The 26147-nt window shown below is 59.9% G+C and carries 22 protein-coding genes and 2 pseudogenes; 22 read left to right on the top strand and 2 right to left on the bottom strand.

The features are described 5' to 3' along the window. The first annotated feature begins 1 nt into the window (after position 1). The 17 genes and pseudogenes from PYK22_RS09545 (at position 2) to bioA (ending at position 18805) form a co-directional block, all read left to right on the top strand. The gene (locus PYK22_RS09545) at positions 2-958 is read left to right on the top strand and encodes an ExeA family protein (protein ID WP_060635524.1); all 957 of its coding nucleotides are present in this window, start codon (positions 2-4) and stop codon (positions 956-958) included. A 28-nt stretch (positions 959-986) separates the two neighbouring features. Further along, positions 987-2021 (top strand): CpsD/CapB family tyrosine-protein kinase, encoded by a 1035-nt coding sequence (locus PYK22_RS16700; protein WP_157770797.1) that lies wholly within the window; start codon positions 987-989, stop codon positions 2019-2021. Continuing rightward, positions 2018-3406, top strand: a complete 1389-nt coding sequence (locus PYK22_RS09535) for a TIGR03013 family XrtA/PEP-CTERM system glycosyltransferase (protein ID WP_157770796.1) — start codon at positions 2018-2020, stop codon at positions 3404-3406. Before PYK22_RS16700 ends, PYK22_RS09535 begins: the two co-directional genes overlap by 4 nt. Positions 3407-3422: 16 nt before the next feature. Next, positions 3423-4304: a polysaccharide biosynthesis/export family protein gene (locus PYK22_RS16695; protein ID WP_060635522.1), complete on the top strand. Its 882-nt coding sequence runs from the start codon at positions 3423-3425 to the stop codon at positions 4302-4304. Between the two features lie 94 nt (positions 4305-4398). After that, complete coding sequence (locus tag PYK22_RS09525) at positions 4399-5376, top strand: WD40/YVTN/BNR-like repeat-containing protein (RefSeq protein WP_041976543.1); 978 nt, start codon at positions 4399-4401, stop codon at positions 5374-5376. A 207-nt stretch (positions 5377-5583) separates the two neighbouring features. Next, positions 5584-6555 carry a diacylglycerol/lipid kinase family protein gene (locus tag PYK22_RS09520; protein ID WP_041976540.1) on the top strand — a complete coding sequence of 324 codons (972 nt, stop codon included), beginning with the start codon at positions 5584-5586 and terminating at the stop codon, positions 6553-6555. Positions 6556-6866: 311 nt separating this feature from the next. After that, positions 6867-8138 carry an MFS transporter gene (locus PYK22_RS09515; RefSeq protein ID WP_083437750.1) on the top strand — a complete coding sequence of 424 codons (1272 nt, stop codon included), beginning with the start codon at positions 6867-6869 and terminating at the stop codon, positions 8136-8138. Between the two features lie 213 nt (positions 8139-8351). After that, the gene (locus PYK22_RS09510; RefSeq protein ID WP_041976536.1) at positions 8352-10007 is read left to right on the top strand and encodes an acyl-CoA carboxylase subunit beta; all 1656 of its coding nucleotides are present in this window, start codon (positions 8352-8354) and stop codon (positions 10005-10007) included. Between the two features lie 315 nt (positions 10008-10322). Then, entirely contained in the window at positions 10323-11120 is a 798-nt protein-coding gene (locus tag PYK22_RS09505; RefSeq protein ID WP_041976532.1) for a hypothetical protein, read from the top strand. Positions 11121-11302: 182 nt separating this feature from the next. Continuing rightward, a complete protein-coding gene (locus PYK22_RS09500; RefSeq protein ID WP_041976530.1) occupies positions 11303-12664 on the top strand; it encodes an acyclic terpene utilization AtuA family protein in 1362 nt (453 codons plus the stop codon). Positions 12665-12772: 108 nt separating this feature from the next. Continuing rightward, positions 12773-13372: an NUDIX hydrolase gene (locus tag PYK22_RS18180; RefSeq protein WP_041976527.1), complete on the top strand. Its 600-nt coding sequence runs from the start codon at positions 12773-12775 to the stop codon at positions 13370-13372. 99 nt (positions 13373-13471) lie between these two features. After that, complete coding sequence (gene bioB, locus PYK22_RS09490; RefSeq protein WP_041976526.1) at positions 13472-14497, top strand: biotin synthase BioB; 1026 nt, start codon at positions 13472-13474, stop codon at positions 14495-14497. Between the two features lie 53 nt (positions 14498-14550). Then, positions 14551-14778: pseudogene (locus PYK22_RS18360) on the top strand (DUF4160 domain-containing protein); the annotation flags it as partial. Beyond that, positions 14747-15154 (top strand): DUF2442 domain-containing protein, encoded by a 408-nt coding sequence (locus tag PYK22_RS17280; protein WP_083437749.1) that lies wholly within the window; start codon positions 14747-14749, stop codon positions 15152-15154. The pseudogene PYK22_RS18360 and the gene PYK22_RS17280, both read left to right, overlap by 32 nt. Positions 15155-15319: 165 nt before the next feature. Continuing rightward, positions 15320-16477 carry an 8-amino-7-oxononanoate synthase gene (gene bioF / locus PYK22_RS09475; RefSeq protein WP_041976519.1) on the top strand — a complete coding sequence of 386 codons (1158 nt, stop codon included), beginning with the start codon at positions 15320-15322 and terminating at the stop codon, positions 16475-16477. Next, the gene (locus PYK22_RS09470) at positions 16474-17436 is read left to right on the top strand and encodes a 3-oxoacyl-ACP synthase III family protein (protein ID WP_041976517.1); all 963 of its coding nucleotides are present in this window, start codon (positions 16474-16476) and stop codon (positions 17434-17436) included. The genes bioF and PYK22_RS09470 overlap by 4 nt, the downstream gene beginning before the upstream one ends. Positions 17437-17458: 22 nt before the next feature. Next, the gene (gene bioA, locus PYK22_RS09465) at positions 17459-18805 is read left to right on the top strand and encodes an adenosylmethionine--8-amino-7-oxononanoate transaminase (protein ID WP_041976515.1); all 1347 of its coding nucleotides are present in this window, start codon (positions 17459-17461) and stop codon (positions 18803-18805) included. Positions 18806-19234: 429 nt separating this feature from the next. Here the strand turns inward: bioA and PYK22_RS09455 are convergent, their stop codons facing one another. Together PYK22_RS09455 and PYK22_RS09450 are read right to left on the bottom strand one after the other, a co-directional pair. Beyond that, positions 19235-19435, bottom strand: a complete 201-nt coding sequence (locus tag PYK22_RS09455; protein ID WP_041976509.1) for a DUF2283 domain-containing protein — start codon at positions 19433-19435, stop codon at positions 19235-19237. Beyond that, positions 19432-19683: a DUF4258 domain-containing protein gene (locus PYK22_RS09450; RefSeq protein ID WP_041976506.1), complete on the bottom strand. Its 252-nt coding sequence runs from the start codon at positions 19681-19683 to the stop codon at positions 19432-19434. Before PYK22_RS09450 ends, PYK22_RS09455 begins: the two co-directional genes overlap by 4 nt. 1649 nt (positions 19684-21332) lie before the next feature. Between PYK22_RS09450 and PYK22_RS17275 the strand changes: the two genes are divergently transcribed. From PYK22_RS17275 to PYK22_RS09415, 5 genes and pseudogenes are all read left to right on the top strand, one after another. Next, positions 21333-22187 (top strand): RNA-guided endonuclease InsQ/TnpB family protein, encoded by an 855-nt coding sequence (locus tag PYK22_RS17275; protein WP_157770794.1) that lies wholly within the window; start codon positions 21333-21335, stop codon positions 22185-22187. Between the two features lie 169 nt (positions 22188-22356). Continuing rightward, positions 22357-23079, top strand: a complete 723-nt coding sequence (bioD, locus tag PYK22_RS09430) for a dethiobiotin synthase (RefSeq protein ID WP_041976497.1) — start codon at positions 22357-22359, stop codon at positions 23077-23079. A 265-nt stretch (positions 23080-23344) separates the two neighbouring features. Next, positions 23345-23897 (top strand): annotated as a pseudogene (locus PYK22_RS18355) (SDR family oxidoreductase); the annotation flags it as partial. A gap of 279 nt (positions 23898-24176) precedes the next feature. Then, the gene (locus PYK22_RS09420) at positions 24177-25112 is read left to right on the top strand and encodes an alpha/beta fold hydrolase (RefSeq protein ID WP_041976674.1); all 936 of its coding nucleotides are present in this window, start codon (positions 24177-24179) and stop codon (positions 25110-25112) included. A 220-nt stretch (positions 25113-25332) separates the two neighbouring features. Next, the gene (locus tag PYK22_RS09415; protein WP_041976495.1) at positions 25333-26094 is read left to right on the top strand and encodes an SDR family NAD(P)-dependent oxidoreductase; all 762 of its coding nucleotides are present in this window, start codon (positions 25333-25335) and stop codon (positions 26092-26094) included. Positions 26095-26147 lie beyond the last annotated feature (53 nt).

The following is a 26147-nucleotide window of genomic DNA, read 5'->3' as shown; positions in this document are numbered from 1 at the left end:
CGTGTACAAAGAGTTCTACGGTTTGAAAGAGTTCCCATTCGCGCTCACGCCCGATCCGCGTTTCATCTACTTCACGCCGTCGCACGCCGAAGCGATGGCCAATCTCCACTACGGGATCGAAAGCGGCAAGGGGTTAATCGTCGTCACGGGCGAAGTCGGCACGGGCAAGACGACCGTGCTGCGATGGATCATGCAGCGGTTGGAGCGGACCGTGCTCGTCGGCTACATCTTCAATCCGCGCTTGTCGGTGCCGGAGTTCTATCGCTATTTGAGTTCGCCGACATTGCTGAACATTCAAGGATGGGAGAACAAGGCCGATCTACTCGCGGCGCTGGGCCAGATTTTGGAATCGCGTCATCGGCGCGGGCTGCGCACGGTGCTCATCATCGACGAAGCGCAGGCGTTATCGCTCGCCGTGCTCGAAGAGATCAGGCTGCTTTCGAACTTCGAGACAAATTCGGCCAAGCTCTTGCAGATCGTGCTCACAGGGCAGCCTGAGTTGCGCAACGTTTTGAACGATCCGCGCCTACGTCAACTGAAGCAGCGCGTCGCGCTCCGGTGCGAGATCCGTCCTTTGCCGAACGTCGAGGAGACGGAGCGTTACATTGCGGCGCGATTGCGCGTCGCCGGCGCGACGCGGACGGATATCTTCACGCCGAGCGCGATCGATTTCATCTTCCGCTGCTCGGAGGGCATCCCTCGCCAGATCAACAACCTCTGCGACAACGCGCTGATCGCCGGTTTTGCCGCTCGCGAGCAAACCATCAGTCGCGCCATCGTCGAAGAGGTCGCCGAAACGCTCGATCTATTGCCCCGTGGGTCGAACGATGCGGCGGAGACGGAGGAGGTCGCCAGCATCTTGACCGAAGAGGGGCGCGCGGAGTTGTGGGCGGCGGGTGAAGGCGCGGAGACGGATGAACCGCCCTTGGCCCACACTGGTAGACGGGCGATTCGCTGAGTCTGAGTTCGAAGAGGTGATGAAGAAGATGGGAAGAGTATTCGATGCATTGCGGCGCGCCGCTGAGCTTGACAGCAGAAAACGCGAACATCGAGCGCGACCGAGCGACGCACAAGCTCGGGCTGAAGAGATCGAATCGTTGTTGCAGCGTTCGGAGATCTTCAGTTCACAGGCGCGCGAGCCACAGCTCTTTTCAGCGTCCGCTGAGCACGCGGATGTAGCGACCGCCATCGGGTCGGCACTCCCCGAGAACGGTTGGGCTTCGCGCGTTGCTGGGGCAACGGTGGACGCTGAGCGATCAGCGCGTGTGGCGAGCTTCCCTGCACTTGATGTCTCCGCCGCGCGCGCTGATCAACATCTGATCGCCATCACGCAGCCGCAATCGCCCGAATGCGAACAGTTCCGTTCGCTGCGCACGCATGTGCTGCATGCCGGCGAGAAGCGTCAGGTGCAAGCGGTCGTGATCACGAGCGCGGGCGTGCTCGAGGGCAAGACCGTTACCGCGATCAATCTCGCTTGGTTGCTGGCCCAGACAGATGGCGTCCGCGCGCTTCTGATCGACGGCGATCTGCGGCGGCCATGTGCGCTCAGCTATTTGGGATTGGACCGTCGGCCCGGGTTGTCGGAGGTTTTGGCTGGCGAAGCGGAACTCGATGCAACGATCGTGCGATTGGAGCCGGCTGGTCTCTACCTTCTGCCCGGCGGGAGCGAGCGCAACGATGTCGCCGAGATGCTTTCGGGGCCGCGCTTCAGCAGCGTTCTCGCCGAAGTGCGGCGCATGTTCGATTACATCGTGATCGACGCTCCGCCGCTCGGCATCTTCACCGACGCGACGGTTTTGATCAACCGGGCCGATGCGGCGCTGATCGTCGTTCGCGCCGGTTACACGCGCTACAGTCTGCTCGACCGTCTGCTCGAACCGTTGCCGCGCGAGCGATTGCTCGGCATCGTCCTGAACGGCGTCGACGAGACGCTCGATGAGCACAGCTACTATTACCGGCGCTATTACCGAAGGGCGGAAGAGGCTAAAAAGAAGGCCGTTGCGGAGGGAGTCGCCGTTTGAAGTCCGGGAGGCACAGAGCGCGCACCCTTCTTCTCCTTTTCGCCGAAGCGATGTTGCTCTTCGGCGGGATGATGCTCGCTACGCTGTTGCGCCTCGGATCGGATGGGTTCGAAGAGTATTTCGTCGAACATTACGGCGTCTATAAGGCGGCGCTCGTCACGATCGTCTGTCTGGCCGCCTTCTATTTCTACGACTTGTATGATTTCGTCGTTATCGGCGATCGGCGCGAACTCGTGCTGCGGCTGATGCAGGCGCTCGGCATGGCTTGGGTTGCGCTCGCCGTCATCTTCTACGTTGCGCCGGACTTGATGGTCGGGCGCGGCGTGTCATTGATCGCTTTGCCGCTGGCGCTTGGTCTGATGGTCGGATGGCGCGTCTCGATCCATTACTTGCTGGGCCATCCGAAAATGGGCGAGCGCATCTTGATCGTCGGCACGGGCGCGCAAGGGCTTGAGATCGCGCGCGAGGTCCTCGCCCGGCGCGACGCTGGTTACCGCATCGTCGGTTTTGTGGACAACAAGCCGGAGCTCGTCGGGCGCAGCCTGATCAATCCGCGCGTCCTCGGCACGACGACCGATCTGCCTGAACTCGTGCGACGTGAAGGCATCGATCGCATCGTCGTCGCGATGGGCGAACGGCGCGGCAGGTTCCCGACGAAGCAGCTCTTGGACCTGAGCCTGTCGGGCGATGTGGCGATCGAAGAGGGCACTTCGTTCTATGAACGATTGACGGGGCGCGTACATCTCGATATGTTGCGCCCATCGTGGTTGATCTTTACGGGTCGCGGAAGGCAAGCGCGCCTCAGCGCCTTCTTACGCGCGCTGCTGCATCGCGGCGCGGCGCTCGTCGGCGGCCTCCTTTCGCTCCCCATCGTCATCCTGACGGCGATCGCCATCAAGCTCGATTCTCCGGGTCCGATCTTCTATCGCCAAGAGCGCGTCGGGAAGAACGGGCGCATCTTCACGCTCATCAAGTTCCGCTCGATGCGCGTCGATGCGGAGAAGGAAGGGCCGGTCTGGGCCAAAGAGAACGACGATCGGACCACGCGCGTCGGGCGCATCATCCGTAAGACGCGCATCGATGAGATCCCGCAGTTCTGGAACATACTCAAGGGCGAGATGAATTTCGTCGGGCCGCGTCCCGAACGGCCTCACTTCGTCAAGCAGCTCGCCGAAGAGATACCGTTTTACGAACAGCGCCACCTAGTCGCGCCTGGCCTTACCGGGTGGGCGCAGATCAAATATCCGTATGGCGCGTCGATCGAAGATGCGCGGCAGAAACTGCAGTACGATCTCTATTACATCAAGAACCAGAGCCTGGCGCTCGACGCCCTCATCATGTTCGAAACGATCAAGATCATTCTTTTCGGGCGCGGCGCGCGCTGAAAGGAGTCAAGCGAAGATGTGCAAGAAGATCTTAACGGCGATGTTCGGCATCATCCTGATCAACGCTTCCGCTGCATGGGCGCAAACGAGCGCGTCCGGCGAAACGAAGACTCAGCCGTCTCCGTCGGTCGGACAGGGTCAAGGGAAAGTGGGCGAGGCTCAGCCTGGAGTCGAAGCGAAGGAGAGGACTGATGTCGCCGGTCCAAACGAGAAGGTCAGACCGCGATTGGTCGGTCAGGGCGAGCCGGAGCGCGATGATCTCGGGAAGTTCCGGCGCGAGAGCCAGAGCGAAGAGGAGGCGGCCATTCTGCCCTATTACAACAACTTCCTTCGTACCTACCGGCTCGGGCCGGAAGATGTGATCTCCGTGACGGTCTTCGGTTTGGACCGTTATTCGCGCGCTGGGATCGTCATCCCGCCGAACGGCGTCATCTCATACCCGCTTATCGGCGGCGTCTTCGTCGTCGGCAAAACCGTTGATGAGGTTGCGGCGGAGATCACAAAGAGGCTCGATGAGTACATCATCGATCCGAAAGTGACCGTCTCGCTCGAAAGAGCGATGTCGGCGCGATATGCCGTCCTCGGCGATGTGGCTCAGCCGGGCGTCAAAGTGATGACGCACCGATTGACCGTCTATGAAGCCTTGACGGAAGCGGGCGGCGTGCTTCGCACGGGCGACAAGAGCAAGGTCACCGTGCTTCGCCGCCAGCCGGATGGATCGATGCAGATGATCCCGGTCGATGTCGCCAAGATCGAGAAGGGGAAGACGGCGGATAACTTCTATCTCGCGCCGGGCGATCAAGTGCTCGTTCCGGGCAACAAGATCAAGACGCTCGAAAGAGTGTTGACCTACGTCCCGATCATCGGCTTTGCGCGTATCTTCATGGGCGGATGGTGAAGGCGCGCCGATCCACCGTTCATCGACGGGCTGTTCAAGGCGCCCTTGCCGCCAAGCGTCAGGGCTCGTCGATCATCGAAGAGGGAGCGGCGAGATGGGCAGACGACTGAAATATTGTTCCATCGCGTTTCTAGTTCAAGTTGGCGTGTGGGCGGTTGGCGCTTTCGCTTCCGAAAGCGCTTGGCGGCGGCAATCATCTGGCACGATGACGCGCCTGCATGCCGTCTATTTTCTCGATGAGCGGCGCGGCTTCGTCGCCGGCGGCAATGGCGTGGTCCTCGCGACTGAAGACGGCGGCGCGACTTGGCGCGCGATGCGGCGTCCCAACGATGATGCGATTAGGGATCTTCTGTTCATCGGCGAGCGGATCGGCTGGATGCTCGTCGAGCGCAATCCCTATGCGCAAAGAGAGGGCGAACCGCGCTCATACTTCTGGAGGACGGAAGACGGCGGAAAGACATGGTTCCATCTGAATCCGGTCGGCATCGAGGCCGTGACTTTGACGCGCCTCGTCTTCGCCGATGAGGCGCACGGTTGGACTTTCGGCGAGGCCGGCGCGATCTACGCCACGCGCGATGGGGGGAGAAGCTGGGTCAGGCAGTTCGCCCCGACGCGCCATCTCCTCCTTGCCGGAGCCGGCTACGATTCTCAAAGGGCGTGGATCGTTGGCGCTAATTCCACGGCGCTTTATACGACCGATGGCGGCGATACCTGGCAACTCGGCTTCGTGCCCGAAACGGGCGTTCGCTTGAACGGCGTCAGTTTCCTCGATGAACGGCACGGTTGGGCGGTGGGGAGCGGCGGACGCATCTTCGTGACGGTCAACGGCGGAAAGGTGTGGCGCAGACAGAACTCGAATACGAACGCCGATCTGTTCGACGTAAAGTTCCTGAGTTTGCGCGAGGGATGGGCCGTCGGCGCCAACGGCACCGTTCTTCACACGACCGATGGCGGAGAGACCTGGTTGGTTGTGCCGAGCGGCACGACATATCAACTCGAACGATTGTGCTTCGCTGCGGATCGGCGCGGGTGGGCCGTCGGTTTCGGCGGCACGATCCTCACCTATCGATGAAATCTCGTGAGCCCGAGTGGCTGGGCGACACGCCCGGCGCGCAGTTAATCGATGAAATCTCGAAAAGCCATCTTGAGGCCCAAACGGTAGTTTGCGATCGGCCTTTCGTCGCTTTGATCGCAGCCGTTCTCCTATCTCCCTGGCCTGTGTTAAATTCTCCTGCCTCGTCAACTGTCGCTGAAGGTTGAAACGCCGCGCGAATCTCCGATGAGTTCGCCCATCCGTTTGTTCATCATCGTAAACCCGAACGCAGCGCGTGTTCGGCGCGTCTGGCCGCAGGTGCGCGAAGCGTTGCGGCGCGAGGCGATAGGCTTCGAAGCTTACGAAACGAGATCTAGAGGCGATGCGCAAGCTACGGCGCGCCGCGCCTTGCGCGACGGTTGGAAGTTGATCGCAGTGGTGGGTGGCGACGGCACGATCGGAGAAGTCGCGGCGGGATTCTTCGAGCCGTTGGAGAGTTGCGACGAAAGATTGCGATTGGTGAACGCGGAGGCGAGGTTAGCCCTGCTTCCGGCGGGGACCGGCGATGATTTCGCGCGCGGTCTGATCGGTTATCGCGCGCCCATCGAAACGTGGCTCGCGCGCTTGTTGGCAATCTGTCGCCGGGGAGCTAGCGGAGGCGTGCGCCTAGTCGATATGGTCCGCGTTCAGTGTGCGGGCGCGGCTGGATTCGTCTATTTGAATGCGGCGACGATCGGCTTCGGTGCCGAAGTCGCAGCGCGCGTTGCCGCGCAGGATGGCTTATTTCGCTTTTTGCCTGGAGAGGCGCGTTTCACGCTCGCCGCTTTATCAGCCCTCAAGGGTTGGCGTGAGCAGCCCGTGCGCATTCGCGTCGATGATGATCTATTCGAATCCCGCTCGAACCTGATTGCGATCACGAGCGGTCCATACGCGGGCGGGGGGATAATGCTCGCTCCGACGGCGCGCGCCGATGATGGTCTTCTTGATGTGGTGGTGGCCGCTGGCGTGACGAAGATGACGGTGCTGCGCGAGTTGCCGCGCGCGCGTGACGGAAAGCATCTGCGCAATCCTAGAGTTCGATTGTTGCGCGGTAAGACCGTTTACATCGAACCTCTCGCTTCCGAAGCCCCGCTTCAACTGGAGGCTGATGGTGAGGTGCGCGGCGCGATCCCCGCTCGATTCCAGATTGTCCCGCAGGCACTTCGTCTTGCCTTTTGAACGTGATCGACTGCGAGCCCGTTCTTGCTTCAGCGCGGATTGTCCCGCAGGTACTTCGTCTTGGCTTTTTGAACGGCTCTTCTATAAAGCCTATCGGCGAAAGCGATCTTCGCGGGGATCCCACTCCGTTGGCGTAATTCGTTCGCGTAAAAGCTTGTTGGCGAAAACTCGCCGAAGCGCGCGGTTGTGCTTTCCTGTATCGAGCGGTTATGCTTCTATCTTCATCCGTGACATGCGCATCGATGATCGTTCGTTCATGCGAAACGCGGGCGATTTTCGATCGAGTGAGGATCTTTGGAGGAAGCGGTTAGGTGACCTTGAGTTCTACGGTGGCAGAGGAAGCGCGGCGCGAAGCGGGTCGAGGGGAAGCGTTCGCTGCGCTTCGGCATCGAGACTTTCGGTTCTTTTGGTTCGGACAACTCATTTCGGTGACGGGCTCTCAGATGCAGCTCGTCGCCATCAACTGGCACGTTTACATGCTGACGAGATCGGCTGCGGCGCTCGGATTAGTCGGCCTCGTGCGCGTCCTGCCGATCATCCTCTGCTCCTTAATCGGCGGAGTCTTCGCCGATGCGATCAATCGCAAGCGACTGATGATGGTCACGCAGACGACTATGCTCGTCTCGGCGGCGTCGCTTGCTTTGGTGACGGCGCACGGTTTGCGGAGCGTGTGGCCGATCTTCTTGTTGACGGCCATTTCGTCGGCGGCGACGGCGTTCGATAACCCGGCGCGGCAAGCGTTGCTCCCCTCGCTCGTTCCGGCGCGCGATTTTCCGAATGCCGTGACGCTCTCTTTCATCGTCTTCCAGGTAGCGATGATCGTCGGGCCGGTACTGGCCGGTTTATTGCTCGGCGTGGCTGGACCAGCGGTCGTCTATGCGCTCAACGCGCTTTCGTTCATCGCCGTCATCGTTTCGCTCGCGTTGATGCAGGCGAGCGGCGAAGTTGCTGCCGCCGGGGAGACGGCGATCAGCTTTGCGTCTCTGATCGAAGGGCTGCGTTTCGTCTGGCGAACGCCTATCATCGTGCAGACGATGACGCTCGATTTCGCCGCGACCTTCTTCGCTTCGGCGACGGCGCTGCTGCCGATCTTCGCCGCCGACATTCTGCGCGTGGGCGCGCGTGGGCTCGGCTTCCTCGCCGCGGCGCCAGCCATCGGAGCGATACTCATCGGCACGGCGATCGCCCGCATCAGGCGATGGTGGCGTCCCGGCGCATTGATCATCATCTCGGTCATCGTTTACGGCGCGGCGACGCTGCTGTTTGGCCTTTCGCGTAACTTCTGGTTTTCGATGCTGATGCTCGCTTTGACTGGCGCTGCCGATACCGTTAGCTCCGTTTTGCGTCAAACGATCCGCCAATTGGTCACGCCAGATCATCTGCGCGGGCGAATGACCTCGGTCAACATGATCTTCTTCATGGGCGGTCCGCAGCTCGGCGAATTCGAGGCCGGAGTGGTCGCCGAATTCGTCGGCGCGCCAGCGTCGGTCGTCATCGGCGGATTGGGTTGCATCTTGGCGGCGATCGTCGCGCTTTGGCGGGCCAAGAGCCTGCTCTCGTATGAATTGCCTGGCGAAGAGTGAGGCGCTGCGATGCAGATTTGTATGAGTTGCCTGGCGAAGAGGTAAAGGGCGCGCCTAGCAAGCGGCGATCGAACTATCTGCTCCGAGCGCCTCGAAGCCATTTTGAGCGGTCGATAGACGCGAACTTTGCCGCTTCGGTTCGCGCGGCTGCTTTATTGCTCGCCGTCATGGCCTGTGCTATTTTGAGCATCCGGGATTCGCTCTCTCGCGCATATGAGGCAAGAGACGGGGACGCCTACGACTCAAACCGTACCGCGCACACGTCTGCGCGAGCTTGCCGCCGAGTTGACCGAACTCGAGGCGAAGCTGCGCTTGGGCGGTGGGCCAGACAAGATCGCGCGCCAGCACGAGCAAGGGAAATTGACGGCGCGCGAGCGGATCGCGCTGCTGCTCGATCGCGATGCATTCGCGCAGGAGATCGGATTGCTCATCGCCTATGATCAATACGGCGGGGCTGCACCCGCAGCGGGCGTCGTCACGATCATTGGTCGCGTTGGCGGGCGCGAGGTCGTCGTCGTCGCTAACGATGCGACGGTGAAAGCTGGTTCGTGGTGGCCCGAGACGATCAAGAAAATCCTGCGCGCGCAGGAGATCGCCATGCGCTCGCGCGTGCCGATCATCTATCTAGTGGATTCGGCTGGCGTCAATCTCCCTTACCAAGGCGGCGTTTTTCCGGGACAGTACGGCGCGGCGCGCATCTTCTACTATAATTCGATCATGCGCCGTTATTTGCGCGTGCCGCAGTTTGCCGCCGTGATGGGACCATGCATCGCTGGCGGGGCGTACTTGCCCGCGCTCTCGGACGTGATCGTGATGGTCGAGGGCACTTCGTTCATGGGGTTAGGCGGCGCGAATCTGGTCAAAGGCGCTACGGGGCAGACCATCGACAACGAGACTTTGGGCGGCGCGCGCACGCACACCGCCATTTCGGGCGTCGCCCATTACCGCGCGGCGAACGACGAGGAGTGTATCGCGAAGATCAGAGAGTTCGTCGCGGAGCTTCCGCCGCCGCATCGCGCCCCGGCTTCCATCGTCGAGCCGCGCGAGCCGGGACGTCCCGAAACGGACATCTACGATCTGCTGCCGGACGATCACCGTCAGCCGTATGACGCTTACGAGGTCTTGAAGTGCATCCTCGATGAAGGTCATCTGGATGAGTTTCAGTCCGATTACGCGAAGGAGTTGATCACCGGGCACGGGCGCATTCGCGGCATCCAAGTCGGCATTCTGGCGAACAATCGCGGGCTGCTCCGTCCGGCTGATGGTGGACCGCCGCGCTTTGGCGGCATCATCTACACGGAATCGGCGGAAAAAGCGGCCTACTTCATCGATCTCTGCGACCGGCACCGCACGCCGCTCCTTTTCATTCAGGACGTCTCAGGGTTCATGGTGGGCGCGGAGGCCGAGCATTCCGGCATCATACGCGCCGGTGCGCGCTTCGTCGAAGCGATGGCGACGGCGACCGTGCCAAAGATCGTCTTGACGATCAATCACGCTTCCGGCGCTGGCTACTACGCGATGGCCGGGCAGGGTTTCGATCCCGATTTCATCTTCAGTTGGCCCACCGGCAGGATGGGCGTGATGGAAGGCGATTCGGCGGTTCAAGCCGTCTTCGGCACACAACTCGAAAAGCTCCGGCGTGAAGGGCGCGAACCGGACGCGAAGTTGATGGCTGAGATGGAGAAGGTGCGCGCTGATTATGAACACCAGCTCGATGCGCGTTTCGCCGCGGCGCGCGGTTACGTCGATGCCGTGATCTTGCCCGAGCGAACGCGCGATGCTTTGGAGCTAGCGCTTCGCGTGAGTTTAAATTACGGCGGCCCGCATCTCGGACCGTTCATCTTACCGTCGTCGCTCGTCGGCGAATAGCGGCAGAAGGTTTTTCGCGCCGCCACGATTAAAATCCGATCGAGTTCCGCCGAATCGATTCCGGCTCTTTTCTGGCTCTTTCGTTAGGAGAGGTTTGGTCGAGTTTAACTTCTTGTGCCAAACTTGCTGTTGTTCGATCACCGTAGCCATCCCGTCAACCCTAAACTCCCCCGAAAAGGGCGCGCGGGCGGAAAGAGCGTGAAAAGCGACCGACGCGCGCCGCTTACAGCTTTGCCGGTATCTGCCATCGCGGTCGCTTGAAGATTCTTTGGCGCAGTATGCGCGAAATCCAAAGGGGATTGAGGAGAGGAGACCATGAAAAACAAGAGCGCAGCAAGAACGTTGCTTTTTTCGGTAGCAATCGGTTTGGCTTTTGTGTTCACCAGCGTCGATCTGGTGTGGGCACAAGAGTCGCAGGGGCAAAGCGGCGCTGCGTCGAGCGCGCAGCAGAACAGTAGCAGGCGTCGCAGTCGCAATCGCGCGCGGCGCAACGCGGATCAGGAGATGTCTGGAGAATCGTCCGAGCAGGGCCAGTCACAGCAGATGTCAGGGCAGGCGGCGCAAGCTGGCGAGCAGACCGATCTTTCGGGAACGTATACGGGCACAGTCAACTTCCCTGATGGAGGTCTTTCGGGCGAAGCGACGCTCACCATTCAAGGCAACAACTTCACTCTGACGAGCGGCGGGACGACCCGGACCGGTCGCCTCACGGCGGTGACGACGCGAGGCTATACAGCCGTCACGATGCAATTTGAAGGCGCTGCGACCGGAGGGCAGACGACTCCGATGATCATCTCCTTGCGTGCGCGGCGCAACGGTGATCAGTTGACCTTGACGAGCGTGCGCGGCGAGACGCGACAGTTCTCCTTCGTCTCCGGAGGAACGGAGCAAGCCCGTCGCGGGCGCGGGCGACGCGGGCGTGCGGCAAAACCCGCTGAATCGGCAACTCCGGCGACGCCTGCTGAACCTGGGCAGCAGTCGGCGACGCCCGCCGAGCAGGCCACGCCAGCGCAACCCGAACAGGGACGCGCAACGCGGCGCAATCAACGGCGCAATCAGCGACGCAACGCGAACCGTAATGCGAACGCGAATGCGAATACGCCAACGCCGTAATTCATCGCGCGACGCATCCACTCGAGGGAGCGAACCGAGCCACACGGTTCGCTCCCTTTTTTCGCCGCGCATCGTTTGCGAGCGCGATCCATCCGATTTGTCAGACCGCAGCGCGCAGTTGAGAGTTAGCCGCTTTTGTCATAACCTCATCAATTCACAGTGCAAGAAGGGGCGAAGGGGGCATGAGGGAGAAGATTCGCATCGCGAGCGGTCAGGGATTTTGGGGCGACATGATCGACGCGCCCGTGCGTCAAGTCGAAGGCGGTCCGATAGACTACCTGATGCTCGACTACTTGGCCGAAGTGACCATGTCGATCATGCAGAAGCAACGCGCGCGCGATCCCAATGCAGGTTACGCGCGCGATTTCGTCCCGCTCATGCGGCAGATATTGCCCGCTTGCGTCGAACGCCGTATCCGTGTTGTCACCAACGCGGGCGGCGTCAATCCGCACGGCTGCGCCGTCGCCGTGCGCGATGTGGCGCGCGAGTTAGGCTTGCGCGTGCGCATCGCGACCGTCACCGGCGACGATATCATGGACCGATTGGATGATCTTCTGGCGCGCGGCATCGAGCTTCGCAACATGGACACGGGCGCGCCGCTCGCCACGGTGCGCGACCGCGTTCAGAGCGCCAACGCCTATCTCGGCGCGTGGCCGCTCGTGGAAGCTTTGCGCCGTGGCGCGCAGGTGGTTATCGCCGGTCGCGCGACCGATACCGGCTTGACGCTCGCGCCGATGATCTACGAGTTCGACTGGAAAGAGGACGATTGGGATCGACTCGCCGCCGGAACGATCGCCGGGCACATCATCGAATGCGGCGCGCAGTGTTCGGGCGGGAACTGCCAGTACCAGTGGCAAACAATCCCAGATCTAGCTAACGTCGGCTATCCGATCGTTGAAGCCTATCCGGATGGAACTTTCATCGTTACCAAGCACGAAGGTACGGGCGGGCGCGTCTCCATCCAAACGATCAAAGAGCAACTAGTTTATGAGATGGGCGATCCGCGCGAGTACATCACGCCCGATTGCATCGCCGATTTTACGACGATCAGGCTCGAAGATGCTGGACCAGATCGCGTCCGCGTCTTCGGCATCAAAGGGCGTTCCTGCACGGATCAACTGAAGGTTTCAATCAGCTACTTTGCCGGTTACAAAGCTGTCGGCACGCTCGTTTACGCCTGGCCCGACGCCTACGAAAAAGCGAAAGCGGCAGATGCGATCTTGCGCGCGCGGCTTGAACGTTTGGGTCTGAAGTTCGATCAGATCTTGACCGAATACGTCGGCGTCAACGCGACGCACGGCCCATTGGCGGGCGAACCACCGCCCGACATCCCGGAAGTGCAACTGCGCGTCGGCGTGCGCGGCCAAGACCGCGCCGCTGTGGAGCGTTTCACCAAAGAGATCGCGCCGTTGATCTTGACCGGACCACCAGCGGTGACCGGTTTCGCCGGCGGAAGGCCAAAGGTCGAAGAGGTGGTCGCTTACTGGCCCAGCTTGATCCCGAAGTCGGAGATCGAACCGCGCGTGGAATTGATCGAATCGTAAACTTTGGCGCGGCGGTGTCAGAGTGGCGAATCCTTCTTGCCGTGTCGTGAGTTCGTTGGCGTAAAGGATACGCAAAGGATCCGCCCGTTGTGAGTTCTATTGCCGGTTATGGATGAAAAGAAGGAACCGACGATAGAGGATGAATCGCCAACCGATTTGGTTTGGCAGCGATTGTCGTCCGAGTTGGTCGCCGATTGTCGCGTCTTTCGCATCGAGCGCCGTTGGAACGCCGATCCGCGCAGTGGACGCGCGCATGACTTCTACGTGCTCGATGCCCCCGATTGGATCAACGTCGTGCCGCTCACGTCCAGCGGCGAAGTCGTCATGATCGAGCAGTACAGGCACGGGACGGACGAGGTGACGTTGGAGATCCCGGGCGGCATGGTCGATGATGGCGAAACGCCGCGCGAAGCGGCGGCGCGCGAGTTGCTCGAAGAGACTGGCTATCGTTCGCCGGAGTTGATCTATTTGGGGCGTTCGCACCCCAATCCGGCGATTCAGAACAACTGGATACACACTTTCCTCGCGCAGCCAGCGGAGCGCATTGGCAATCCCGTCTCTGACGGCACAGAACAAACGCGCGTGCGGCTGGTCCGGTTATCCGATGTGCCTCATCTCATCGCACAAGGCATCATCACGCATTCGCTGGTCATCGTCGGATTCTACTTTCTGAGTCTGTATCAGAACGGAGCCATCGAAGCTCGGTGACGGCGCACGAAACGGATTTCGGCGTTCTCGGTAGTTCTGTTAAATTTAACCGTTTGGTCAAAACAGAACATTTGAACTCTCATCGGCGAAAGGAGTTTTATGGATTGGAACCGTTTGATCGAACGCGCGCTCAACGATGAGCCACCCGCGCGCGAGGAAGCGCTCGCGCTCTTGCGTCTGCCCGATGTTGAGACGCTGCCGCTCGTGGATGCGGCGTGGCGCGTGCGTCGCGCCTTCTTTGGCAACAAGGTGAAGGTCAACGTCCTGCTCAACGCCAAGAGCGGCTATTGCCCGGAGGATTGCGGCTACTGTTCGCAATCGCGCCATGCGCAAAGCACGATTGCGCGCTATCCGATGATGGATGTCGAAGCTATCGTCAACGACGCGCGCAAGGCCCATGAAGCGGGCGCGCATCGTTTCTGCATCGTCACGGCCATGCGCGGTCCGACGTGGCGCGACATCGAGCGCGTCGCGGAAGCAACGCGCCGCATCAAAGCCGAACTTCCATTGGAAGTCTGCGCGTGCATGGGCTTGCTCGACGATCCCGCGAAAGCGCACGCGCTCAAAGCCGCTGGCGTTGATGCCTACAACCACAATCTGAACACGAGCGCCGCGCGCTACAGCGCGATCACGACGACACATACTTACGCCGATCGTGTGCGCACGGTCGAGATGGTCAAGCAAGCTGGCATTTCGGTCTGTTCGGGCGTGATCGTCGGCATGGGCGAAGAGGACGAAGAGATCGTCGAGCTTGCCTATGCGCTGCGTGAGTTGGGCGCCGATTCGATTCCGGTCAACTTCCTGATCCCGATCGCCGGCACACCGCTCGGCGATGGGCGAACGACGCGCGCTCTCACGCCGTGGCGTTGTCTGCGCGTGCTTGCAGTGTTTCGTCTCATCAATCCGAAGGCAGAACTGCGCGCGTCGGCAGGGCGCGAGGTGCACTTGCGCAGCCTTCAACCGCTGGCGATGCTGATCGCTAACAGCCTTTTCTTGGGCGACTACTTGACCGAGAAAGGACAAGCCGCCGAAGCCGATTGGCGGATGCTCGAAGACCTCGGTCTGGTTGCCGAGTGGGCAGAGGATGCGGGTTGCGTTGAAGGGCGAGGTGAGCGTTTGCGATGAAATCATGAGCCCGAGAGTTCTCGCGGATGGCGCACTGATTTTTTTGGTTTCATAGTCATGATGCGCTACATGAGAATCGAGCCAGCGTGCATGTAGGCAAGGGTTCACAGGACGACTTCAATGATGCCAAAATATGGCTTGAGCCAGATATAGCTGTGGCGCGTCGCGGGAGGAGTCTCCGGCGACACGAGTTAAAGCGAGCGTTGCAGATCATTGAGGAGAATTACGAGTACCTACTGGAGCAGTGGTATGAATACAAAGGAAAAGGTAAACAAAAGTGAAGCTACGGGAAGTAAACGATATAGGATTCAATATCCGCTCACAGCATATACTTTCCCGAGCGATGCTAGGATAAAAGCGGTGCGTTTTGACGCTGAGCGTATCCACATCGAGTTAATGGATGGTCGCATTCTCTCCATACCTCTGCGGTGGATACCGACGCTTTACAACGCCGCAGCTGCAGAGCGCGAGAAGTACATAATCAGCCGGGATCGGACGATGTTGATTTGGGATCCGGAGCGTTGTGAGATCAACGATGAACTGAGGGTCTCGGACTATTTGGTGGCAGGTATTTCAACTTCGACTGCCGCGGACAGCGACCTCGCTGCTCGCGAAGATGTGCGCAAGATGTCAGGTGCAAGGCGAAATGCGAAGTGAACGATGCTGGTCGCTGGCGGCGGGTGTGACCTTCTCACCTGACCAAGCGACGGAGATAGCAGCGGAGGTTTCAACGCCAAGGGAACGGCAGCCAGTGGTCATGCGGCTTTAATCAGATCCGTTCTTTGACGGCGCTCGAAGTAGTTTTGTGAGGATCGTCAAGAAATGATATGTGCGCACTGGAGCCAGGCGCTGGACCGATTAGCAGCGCGCCATCTCAAACGCGAGTTGCGGCTTGTAGAGCGGCACGGATCGGTCATCGTCCGTGATGGTCGCACGCTCGTCAATCTCGCCTCGAACGATTATCTCGGTCTGGCAAGCGACCAACGCTTGATTGCCGCAGCAAGCGCCGCGCTCGAACGATACGGCGTCGGCGCCGGCGCGTCCCGTTTGCTGGCGGGTAATTTCTCCATTCACGAAGAACTCGAAGCCGCGCTCGCCGAGTTCAAACGCGCGGAAGCAGCGCTCGTCTTTTCGAGCGGCTATGCGACCAATGTCGGCATACTCATGGCGCTGGCGACGCCGCGCGATCATCTTTACCTCGACGAACTGGTCCATGCCAGCATTCACGACGGCGCGCGTCTTTCAGGCGCCCGCGTCGAACGCTTTCGCCACGCGGACGCAAACGACCTTGAACGGCGATTGCGCGAAAACGCTTCGCGCGGCGCGCGCATCGTCGTCACCGATGGCGTCTTCAGCATGGATGGCGATCTCGCGCCGCTGCCCGACCTCATTGCCGTGTGCGAGCGGCACGATGCGCTGCTCGTCGTGGACGATGCGCACGGCACGGGCGTCGTCGGTCCAGCCGGGCGCGGCACGGCGGCGCATTTCGGCGTCGAGAATCGGGTGCCTGTACAGATGGGGACGCTCTCGAAAGCGCTCGGCGGGCAGGGCGGTTTCGTCGCCGGCAGTCGCCAGCTCATTCAGTTTCTGATTCAACGCGCGCGGTCGTTCATCTACAGCACCGGAATCGCGCCCGTTTTGGCTGCCGCTGCGCTCGAAGCGCTGCGCATCGCCGAAGGCGAAGAGTGGCGGCGCGAAACGATCAAACGCCAACGCGAAAGGCTCGCTTCCGCGCTCGCGGCCAAAGGCTACGAAGTGCGCGGCGAACTCGAAGCGCCGATGTTGCTGGTCATGATGGGCGAAGCGGAAGCGGCGCTCGAGCTTGCGCGCGCGCTCGAAACGGCGGGCGCATACGCGCCGGCGATTCGACCGCCGACAGTGCCGCATGGAACGAGTCGGATTCGTCTTGCGCCGATCGCGACGCACACTGCAGAACAGATCGAAGCGGTGATTGCCGCGTTTCCCGAAAAGACGAGATGAAGATCGCAGGCATTGGCGCTGCCGTTCCGGAACGATGCATCGCAAACGCCGAGGTAGAACGCCAGCTCGGATTGGAAGCCGGCTGGGCGCTTCGACGGACCGGCGTTCGCCTGCGCCCCGTCGCTGCGCCGGACGAAGCGACGTCGGATTTAGCGGTGCGCGCCGGTCGCGCTGCGCTCGCCGATGCTGGAGTCAACCCGCACGATGTCGCGCTGTTGCTTTTGGCGACGAGCACGCCCGATCATCCGTTGCCGCCAACCGCGCCACAGGTCGCGCATCGTTTGGGACTCATGCGCGCGGGTGCGGTGGATCTTGCGGCGGCATGCGCCGGATTCGTGTATGGGCTCGCTCTCGGCGAAGCGATGGGACGCACGATGGATGCGTGCGTGTTGGTCATCGGCGCGAACGTGCTCTCGCGGCGCACTGATCCGCGCGATCCGATGACGGCGACGCTCTTTGCCGATGGCGCAGGCGCGGCGGTGCTCGTGCCGGGCGAAGGCGTCTTGGGTACCTATCTCGGCGCACATGGTGAGAATTGGGACGAGATCTTCATCGCCGCGGGCGGAAGTCGTGAACCGCTCTCGCCGGAAGCGATCGAAGCAGGACGACACCTGATGCGGATGCGCAACGGACCGGAGCTTTTTCGCCGCGCTGTGCGCATGATGGCGCAAGCCGGCGCGAAGGCGCTCGAAGCGGCGCAACTCGATGCATCGCGGGTTGACGTGTGGGTGCCGCACCAAGCCAACCGCCGCATCATCCGCGAAGCGGGAAAGCTCTTGGGGATCTCGATGGAACGGACTGTTGATATCGTCGAGCGTTATGGGAATAGTTCGGCGGCGACGATTCCGATTGCGCTCTGCGTAGCGCGCGAACGTGGACTTCTCATCCGCGGGCAGATCGTCTTGCTGACGGCAGTCGGCGCTGGGCTTGTTTCCGCGGGTGCTGTGTTGCGGTGGTAACATCGTTAGGCGAACGTAAGTGATGACGATGAATTACTCGCATGAAAATTTGATCGCGTGGGACAGAGCCTATCTGTGGCATCCGTTCACGCACATGAAGCAGTATCTGGATGCCGAGCCGCTCATCATCGCGCGCGGCGAGGGCGTGCGCGTGCAGGACACGCGCGGGCGTTGGTACTACGACGGTACGTCTTCGATCTGGTTGAATGTGCATGGCCATCGTGTTGCGCAACTCGATCGCGCGATCCGCCAGCAACTGGACCAAATCGCGCATTCGACGCTGCTCGGCATGAGCAACGTGCCGGCGACGGTTCTTGCCAAGCGCTTGATTGACATTGCACCGCGTGGACTCAAGCGCGTCTTCTATGCCGACAACGGCGCAGGCGCAGTCGAGGCCGCGATCAAAATCGCCGTACAGTACTGGGCCAATCGCGGCACAAACGGGAAACATCTGGTGCTCGGTTTCGAGAACAACTACCATGGCGATACGCTCGGTGCAGTTGGCGTCTCGCCCGACCCGCTCTTCCACTGGCCGTTTGTGAATTTGCTTCCCGGTCATCCGCGCGTTCCGTATCCTTATCCCTACCGCAGCGTATCGAGCGATCCGCTGGACGAAAGTTTGAGTGCGGCTCGGGCTGTGCTCCGCCGGCGAAAGGATGAGATCGCTGCCGTGATCGTCGAACCTGTTGAGGGCGCAGGCGGCATCATCGTTCCGCCGCGCGGTTTTTTGCGCGGTCTGCGTCAACTTTGCGATGAATACGACGCGCTGTTGATCGTGGATGAAGTGGCGACCGGCTTCGGGCGAACGGGCTGGATGTTCGCGTGCGATGCTGAAGGCATCGCGCCCGACTTGCTGTGTTTGGGGAAAGGCATTTCCGGTGGATATTTGCCGATAGCCGCGACGCTCGCCACGGAAGAAGTTTTCGCCGCGTTCGTGAGCGATGATTTCCGAAAGAGCTTCTTTCATGGTCATTCCTACGCGGGCAATCCGCTCGGCGCTGCCGTGGCGCTAGCGAATCTGGAGTTGCTCGAACAGTTGCTGCCGACGTTGCCCGAAAAAGCGGACCACCTGGCTCGTTTGCTTGCGCCGATTGCTGAAGAGCCGTTCGTCGGCGACATGCGGCAGGCAGGTTTTATGGTCGGCATCGAACTGGTCCAGAATCGCGAGGATAAAACGCCGTTTCCGTACGAGGCGCAAGCCGGTTGGATCGTGGCGGATCGAGCGCGCGAGCTCGGCTTGCTTGTTCGTCCGATCGGCAACGTGCTCATCTTCATGCCGCCGCTTGCCGCAACGCACGCGGAGCTCGATGCGATGGTGCGCATCTTACGCGAAAGTTTCGCTGAGACGCGCCAGGCGCTATCGCGCTAGGTCTCTAGGAACCTTCCCTACCTTTGCTTCCCGTTCTCAACAAGTGATGTTATCAAACCAATCCCACTTATTAAGCAAAAGGCAAAAGGGAACTTTAAAGACTCCCACCGCACCTGCAGTGCTTCTGATGTAAGCCTTCGTTCCCGTTAGCTTATGTCGCAAAACAGAATGAATGTCTTCTTTGCCAAACTCCTAAGGAGCTATCTTAGTAGATACCTTGCCGGTCCGATCGTCCTCAGTTTTTCCGCCTTTGAGATGAGTTCTAGTGTTAGCTGTAATAGCATACCAACGACAGCCTCTACAGAGAGCATTGAGAACTTTGGCTCTTATGAGAAAGAGAGATTGAGGAAAGCTATTCTGCGCTCTATGGAGATTTAAATGGAGATCATTTAGGTAGAGAGCATGAGCTACACCCTAGGTGGCTTAAGCTTATATGGTCTCGACTTGTAGACGTTTTAGCGTCTCGATCGGAACGCGCTTGCTCAAGCCTAGTATTTCGATCCCGACCACGTTGCCGTTCGCATCATAGTCAAGGATTATTCCTGGTTTGACCTCTTCTGATTCGACAATTGCTGCTTCATCTAGCCGAAAATATAAAACATCATTCTTGTGGTCCACCTTTAGCCTCATGACGACCTCCTTATCCTGCGATCAAAAAAGACCGTTACAATCTTCCTAGGTCTGGCATCTGGATTAACCACAACACGTAAATATCGCCCACCATACTGTTCAATGGCCCGTATATAGTGAACCGTTCCATCCTCAGCCTTCTCCTCTCTTTCTGGATCCTCTATGGCCAGTCTCACCCACTCCTCCCGAATATTTCGCTCCTTCAGCATATCATAAGCATGGTCAGAAAACTCATACCCAGTAATCATAATACGACCTTTTCTCAGCTCGCTCTAGCCCTCGATACGTGCTGGAACGCAAAACCTCTTCTAATCTCGCAGTTGCCACTATCTTCTTCCCATATTTACTTCCCAAAAATTCTCATCTATTGCCCTCGAGCAGGTAAGGTCACACAAGATGTTGAAATTCGACTCAGGAGCTTAAAGACGCTCGTTATTGAAAAGGTAGTAGTTAGAATCTGCGCGAGTATTCTCCGCGAGATTTCGCGCATACTCTTCATTTGCAATTCCTAACGTCGGTCTCCAAAACGCTCTATTTGGGCTGGCGAACTTGTCGATGCGGCGAAGGAGAGCTCTTTCAAGCATTGCCTCTCCTAGTTAGCCATGATCCAAATGATCTCATAGATGATCCTCAAGCAAATCGCCCACACGACGGGAGATCCCTCGCTTGGTTTGCGCCACACGAACCTCTCTCTTTGAGGTGGTCCAGATCGATCATCTTCGCTTTCGTCCTCTTTCCGGTTTGCCGACCGCTCTTTATTCTAGCGCCATGATGTAGCGCGTCAACGTTTCCGTTCAGGATCACCGGTGATTTGGGCCGCGTGTCACACGGTAGCCGATGGCGATCGCTTCCGCCACGCGGTCGAGGGTAATTGCCGATATCACACTACGTCCGACAAATTGGGGTTATCGATAGCCCGTACCTCAGCCTATCGGGTGAAAGGCGTTCTAGGACTGATAAATAGCCGGCATCATCCTACCTCATTCGATGGATTAGCCGGCTGAGCGGCGGCGCGAGTCGTCTAATCCGACCAGATCATCCCACCTCATTCGATAATCAGTCTGCCGTCCAAAGCGCCGGTCCACCGCAGCGCATCACATGGGTCGTCAACATGCGCCTCGCGTTGAAAATGCAACCACCGCTTCACCATCGTAAGTCTTCGGTAAGCCTTATGTCATCCGTGCCTTCAAGCCAGATCTCGCAAGGCGTTCACACGTCAGGCCGAGCTTTGCGCATCAGTCGTGCGAAGATAAGGGCCGAGCACACACGAAGGGTGCCGACCGTCGCTTCCGATTGACGAGAAACAAGTTCGTGTGGTTGAAGTTATGCAGTGATGCGCGGGCAAAGGGGAGCATATATGGAAATATTCCTGTCGATTGAGGAGCGGTGTCTGGCATTGATCATCGAGATGTTTTGTTAGGAACTTGCGTGATACTCGCTCGTTAGCCGAAGGTAGCGAGAAAAGCGCTCATGTGTTCAAACTGAGTGCGTGATATTTGATTTCATCTGACTGCAGCGGCGCGGAGACCCCGCCCTTCAGGGCTGGGGAGGAGCGCCGCCTTCCCTCCTCTCGTGAAATGTGGTAGCAGTAGCATATGAGCATGCAGCGGACGATTCGGGTCGGGCTGAAACCGACCCTCGAGCAGGCGGACGCGCTCCGGGAAACCCTCCGCCAGCACACCGAATGCTTCAACGCCGTGTGCGCGTATGGTTGGCAGCACCAGGAGAGGAACGGCGTCCGGCTCCACCATGCCACCTATCGCGCCTTGCGCGAGCGATTCCCAGCGCTCCCGTCCCAGCTTGTGGTCGCCGCCAGGGAACGCGCCCGCGAGGCGCTGAGGAGTGCGCTTGGCCGCGCAAGGCGCGGCAAGAAGGCATCCCAGCCGAGAAGCCGTCTGTGCCCATTCGGTACGACGCACGCACCTACGCGCTTCGCGCCGCCAAGGGCTATGTGAGCCTCGCGTCCGTGGCGGGGCGGCTCAAAGTGCCGTTCGCCCTCGATCCACACACCCAGGGCATTCTGGGTCAGGCCGTCGGCTTCGACAGCGCCGACATGATCCATCGCAAAGGCCGGTTCTGGCTGCATATCGTCGTCACCATCCCCGACGTGGAGTTCCAGCCGTCTGGAGATGTCGTCGGGGTGGACATGGGCCTTTCGCGCCCTGCCGTCTGCTCCCACAATCGCTTCTTTGGGAAACGCCGCTGGAAGGAGATCGAGCGCCGGTACTTCCGGCTCCGTCGCAGTCTCCAGCGCAAAGGCACCCGCTCGGCCAAGAGGCACCTGCGCAAGCTGGCCGGGAAGGTCAACCGCTTTCGGCGCGACTGCGACCATGTGCTCAGTCGGCGTATCGTCGATTCCGTCCAGCCCGGCACCGTGATCGTCGTGGAGAACTTGGTGGACATCCGCACCCGCACTAAGCAGCGCGGCAGGGAATCGCGCCGTCGCCTGCACTCCTGGAGCTTCGCGCGACTCAGAAGCTTCCTGGCATACAAGGCAGCAGCTAAGGGGTGCAAGGTTGTGGGTGTCGATCCCCGTCACACGTCGCAGATGTGCTCCCGTTGCGGACATGTCCATCGTCGAAATCGACGCTCCCAGTCGCGGTTCCTATGCCGGGCTTGCGGGTTCGAGCTAAACGCCGATCTCAACGCTGCCCGCAATATAGCCCGGAAGTACCTTGCCAGCGGTGGCATGCCTGCCGCTGGCGGGCCGTTGTCAACCGGCCTCGCGTGCCAGCCCGCGCAAGCGGGCTAGGCGCAAGCCCCTAGCTTTAGCTATGGGGTAGTTGACCTGTACGGCGAATAAAGCGGATTTTATCCTTATCACTGGCATCTCTTGTTGCCGAGAGAGTAAAGCGATGAGAGGATGTTTAGTCACACGGGCGATTTGGTGAGCCTGATTTCACCGAGCAAGGAGTAGAGCGATGAGAGGATGTTTCGTCACAGGCACGGATACTGGGGTTGGGAAGACGGTCGTTGCAGCAGGGCTTGCGCGACTGTTGGTCGAGCGCGGGCATCGGGTTGGGGTGATGAAGCCGATTGAGACCGGCTGTGAGGCGGCAAGCGGAGGAGAGTTGCCACATGATGGACGGCTTTTAGCTGAAGCTGCCGACATTCAAGGGGATCGGCAATGGGTTGTGCCGTGTCGGTATTCGGAGCCGCTCGCACCGCTCGTTGCAGCGCGGCGCGAGGGGCGAGCTGTTGATTTCGAGGCGATCTGGCGAGCGTGGGAGCATCTCAAGACGCACTATGAATGGGCGCTTGTCGAAGGCGCCGGTGGGTTGAGCGTTCCCATCAGCCCGAAGTATACGATGGCTGATCTTGCACGAGAACTCGATCTGCCGGTGCTTATCGTTGCGCGTCCGGTCCTTGGGACGTTGAATCACACCTACTTGACCGTCCACTACGCGCGAAGCAAGGGCTTATCGGTCGTCGGCATCGTCATCTCTGGCTATGACGCAAACACCGCGAATGTGGCCGAGCGGACCAATCCTGAGATGTTGGAGGAGCTTTGCGAACTGCCTGTGTTGGGGTGTGTGCCGCGCCGAGCGACGATCGAGACGGCAGAGGAAGCGGCTCGGGCAGTGAGTGAGGGAGTGAATGTGGAGCGTTTCATCGCGCGGTGTGCTGGTCCGCTCCCAACTTAAGATGGCCGATTGGCGGTGAGCGTAAGAAAGTTTCATCGCGCGGGAGGGTGTGGATTTGCACCGCGCGGCGCGGGCGCACTAGACTTGCGCTCAGAGATGTGAGCGCAGCGCAATCGAATCTACAACCGTTACACATACGTAAAGATCTAGAATTTGACGGGTCACCTACTTGCGGGTATTCTGCCAACAGATAGCCACAGACGTATGTTAAGCGAACAGGTCGCCGCCGAACGAGGAGACGGATCGCGAAGAGAAGGCACATCGCATGTCGGAAATTGAAGGTAAGGTCATCATAATCACGGGTGCCAGTAGCGGCATCGGCGAGGCTACTGCGCTACTACTTGCTGAACGCGGTGCGAAGGTCGTGCTTGGAGCGCGCGGCTTGGATCGTCTGCGGGCGCTCGCTGAACGCATCGCAGAAGCGGATGGAGAAGCGGCATATGCACGCACAGATTTGAGATGTCGGCAGGATGGGTTCGATCTCGTTACGTTGGCATGCGAACGATTTGGCAAGCTGGACGTTTTCGTCAATAACGCCGGGATCATGCCAGCGTCTCCTCTCGAGATCTGCGCGTCGAAGATCGGGGGGGGAGATGATCGACGTCAACATCAAAGGTGTTCTGTACGGTATCGCTGCAGCGTTGCCTGTTTTTCGCAAACAGGGTTTCGGGCATTTTGTCAATATCGCTTCTACGGCAGGTCATAAGACTGTGCCGAACCAGTCAGTTTACTCGGGCACGAAGTTCGCTGTGCGCGCCATCTCCGAGGGCTTGCGCCAAGAGGCGGGTGATAAGTTGCTCGCAGCTCCACGGTCGCCCGCGCGCGACCTAGCCCCTGTTTCATAGCGATGACAATGTCTTGATGGGAGCGGTCAAATTTATTTAGTGACCGCTATACAGGATCGGGAGTGTTTCATGAATTATTCACGGCGCATGTTTCTGAACGGCGCGGCCAGCGTTCCGGCATTAGCGCTACAAGCGCTGACGCCGGTCGCTCAGAAGCGCGCGAAAGACAGCAATCCAAATTCCACTAGGGCTATAGGAGAAGTTGCGGCGCGCCGGTCGCAACCGTTCAACGGAATTCATCGAGGAGAGGCCATGGAACTACCCAATGTCTACCACCGCTACGTTGAGATTGAAGGCGTGCGCGTGTTCTATCGCGAGGCCGGTCCGCGCGAGGCGCCGACGCTCTTGCTATTGCACGGCTTTCCTTCGTCGTCGGCGCAATACCGGCGATTGATGGATGCGCTCGGCATGCGCTACCGCGTCATCGCGCCCGATTACCCAGGCTTCGGCTACAGTGACGCCCCTCTGCCCGCGTCGGCAGGTGGCCAGTATGCGTATAGCTTCGATCAGCTCGCGCGCACCATTGCCGGTTTCTGCGACGCGCTCGACCTGCAGAAGTACTTCCTATACATGTTTGATTTTGGTGGGCCAGTTGGCATGCGATTGGCCTTGGCGCATCCAGAACGGATCGCAGGCCTCGTCGTGCAGAACGCGAACGCCTATTACGAAGGGCTCAGCGAGATCGCGAGGACTTTCGTAGCCCTGCGGCCCGGCGTACCCGGTGCAGTCGAGCAGGCGCAGTCCCTGCTGACGCTGGAAATGACCCGCAGCCAGTACGAGGGCGGCGCGCACGACGTCGCGCGCATCGCACCCGATGGGTGGACGTTGGACCAGCACTTTCTCGATCAGCCCGGTCGCAAGGCGATCCAGGTCGATCTGCTGCTCGACTATCACAATAACGTCGCGCAATACACAGAGTGGCAGACTTGGTTACGCCGGCACCGCCCTCCCACACTCGTGCTCTGGGGGCGCAACGATCCCTTCTTCATCGAGGCCGGGGCGTATGCATACCTGCGTGACTTGCCGGATGCGGAGCTGCATCTATTCGAAACCGGTCACTTTGCGCTCGAAGAAGAGGCACCACGCATAGCAGTCCTGATCGCCGCTTTTCTGGAGCGGCACAGCAGCACAATGGCTCCCAAAACCATGCACGGAGATGGAAGCACACCGCCGCGTCAACCCAAATAGCGTCTCAAACGTCGAGCAGTATCCGACGTTGCGTTCACAAGCGCATGCTTAGAGCAGAAGATGCGGCGAAGACAGTATCGGAACCTCGATGGATGCTCCGAAAGCAATGCGTGATGCGTGGTAGGCTAAGAACAGAGAAACAATTGTCAGAAATCAGAAAAAGGTATCTTCCATGAATACAAAGCGACTTTCTAACCAAGGCGGTGAGTCTCAACACCAGATGACCGCGCGATTCACGAACAAAGTTGTTCTGGTCACCGGTGGCGGTTCCGGCATTGGCCGGAGCACTGCACTCGCCTTCGCTCGCGAAGGAGCGACTGTTGTCGCCGCGGGCCGGCGTGAGGAACCTCTTGCCGAGACAGTGAAGCTGATCGAAGCCCGAGGGGGGCAAGGCAGTGCGATCGTGGCCGACGTCACACGAGGCGACGATGTCGTGCGTCTCGTCGAGACCGTGGTCGCGCGGCACGGCGGACTACACATTGCCTTCAACAATGCCGGCGTCCTCGGCACGCCGCAGCGGATCGGGGATGTGGACGAGGCCACATGGTCCGAGGTGATTGCGATCAACCTAACCGGTGTATGGCTCTCCATGAAGCACGAGATCGCGCACATGAGCCGAAACGGCGGCGGCGCGATCATCAACATGGCCTCGATCTTCGGCGTTCACAAGTCAGCCCCAATGTATGGAGCCTACGCGGCCACAAAGGCCGCGGTGAGTGCGCTCACGCGCACCGCGGCACGTGAGTATATCGCACAAGGGATCCGCATCAACGCCGTGAGCCCCGGTCCGATCGAAGCGCCGATGTCGCTCCGGCCCGGCGAGACCGAAGCCCAACGCGCTGAGCGCTACCGCGAGACCGTCCCGCTCGGCCGGATCGGTCTGGCCGAGGAAGTGGCGGCGGCTGTGCTGTGGCTCGCCTCCCCCGAGTCGAGCTTCATCGTCGGTCATGATCTCGTCATTGATGGCGGGGTGACCATATAGCCGATGAGCAGTGGGCCAGTCGATGTGGATCGGTGTCACTGCCGGGAATCGGA

The organism is Pyrinomonas methylaliphatogenes, assembly GCF_000820845.2.
In the GTDB taxonomy this organism is placed as follows: Bacteria; Acidobacteriota; Blastocatellia; order Pyrinomonadales; family Pyrinomonadaceae; genus Pyrinomonas; species Pyrinomonas methylaliphatogenes.
The sequence above is the reverse complement of the archived record's forward strand: the minus strand, read 5'-3'. Positions and strand labels throughout refer to the sequence as shown.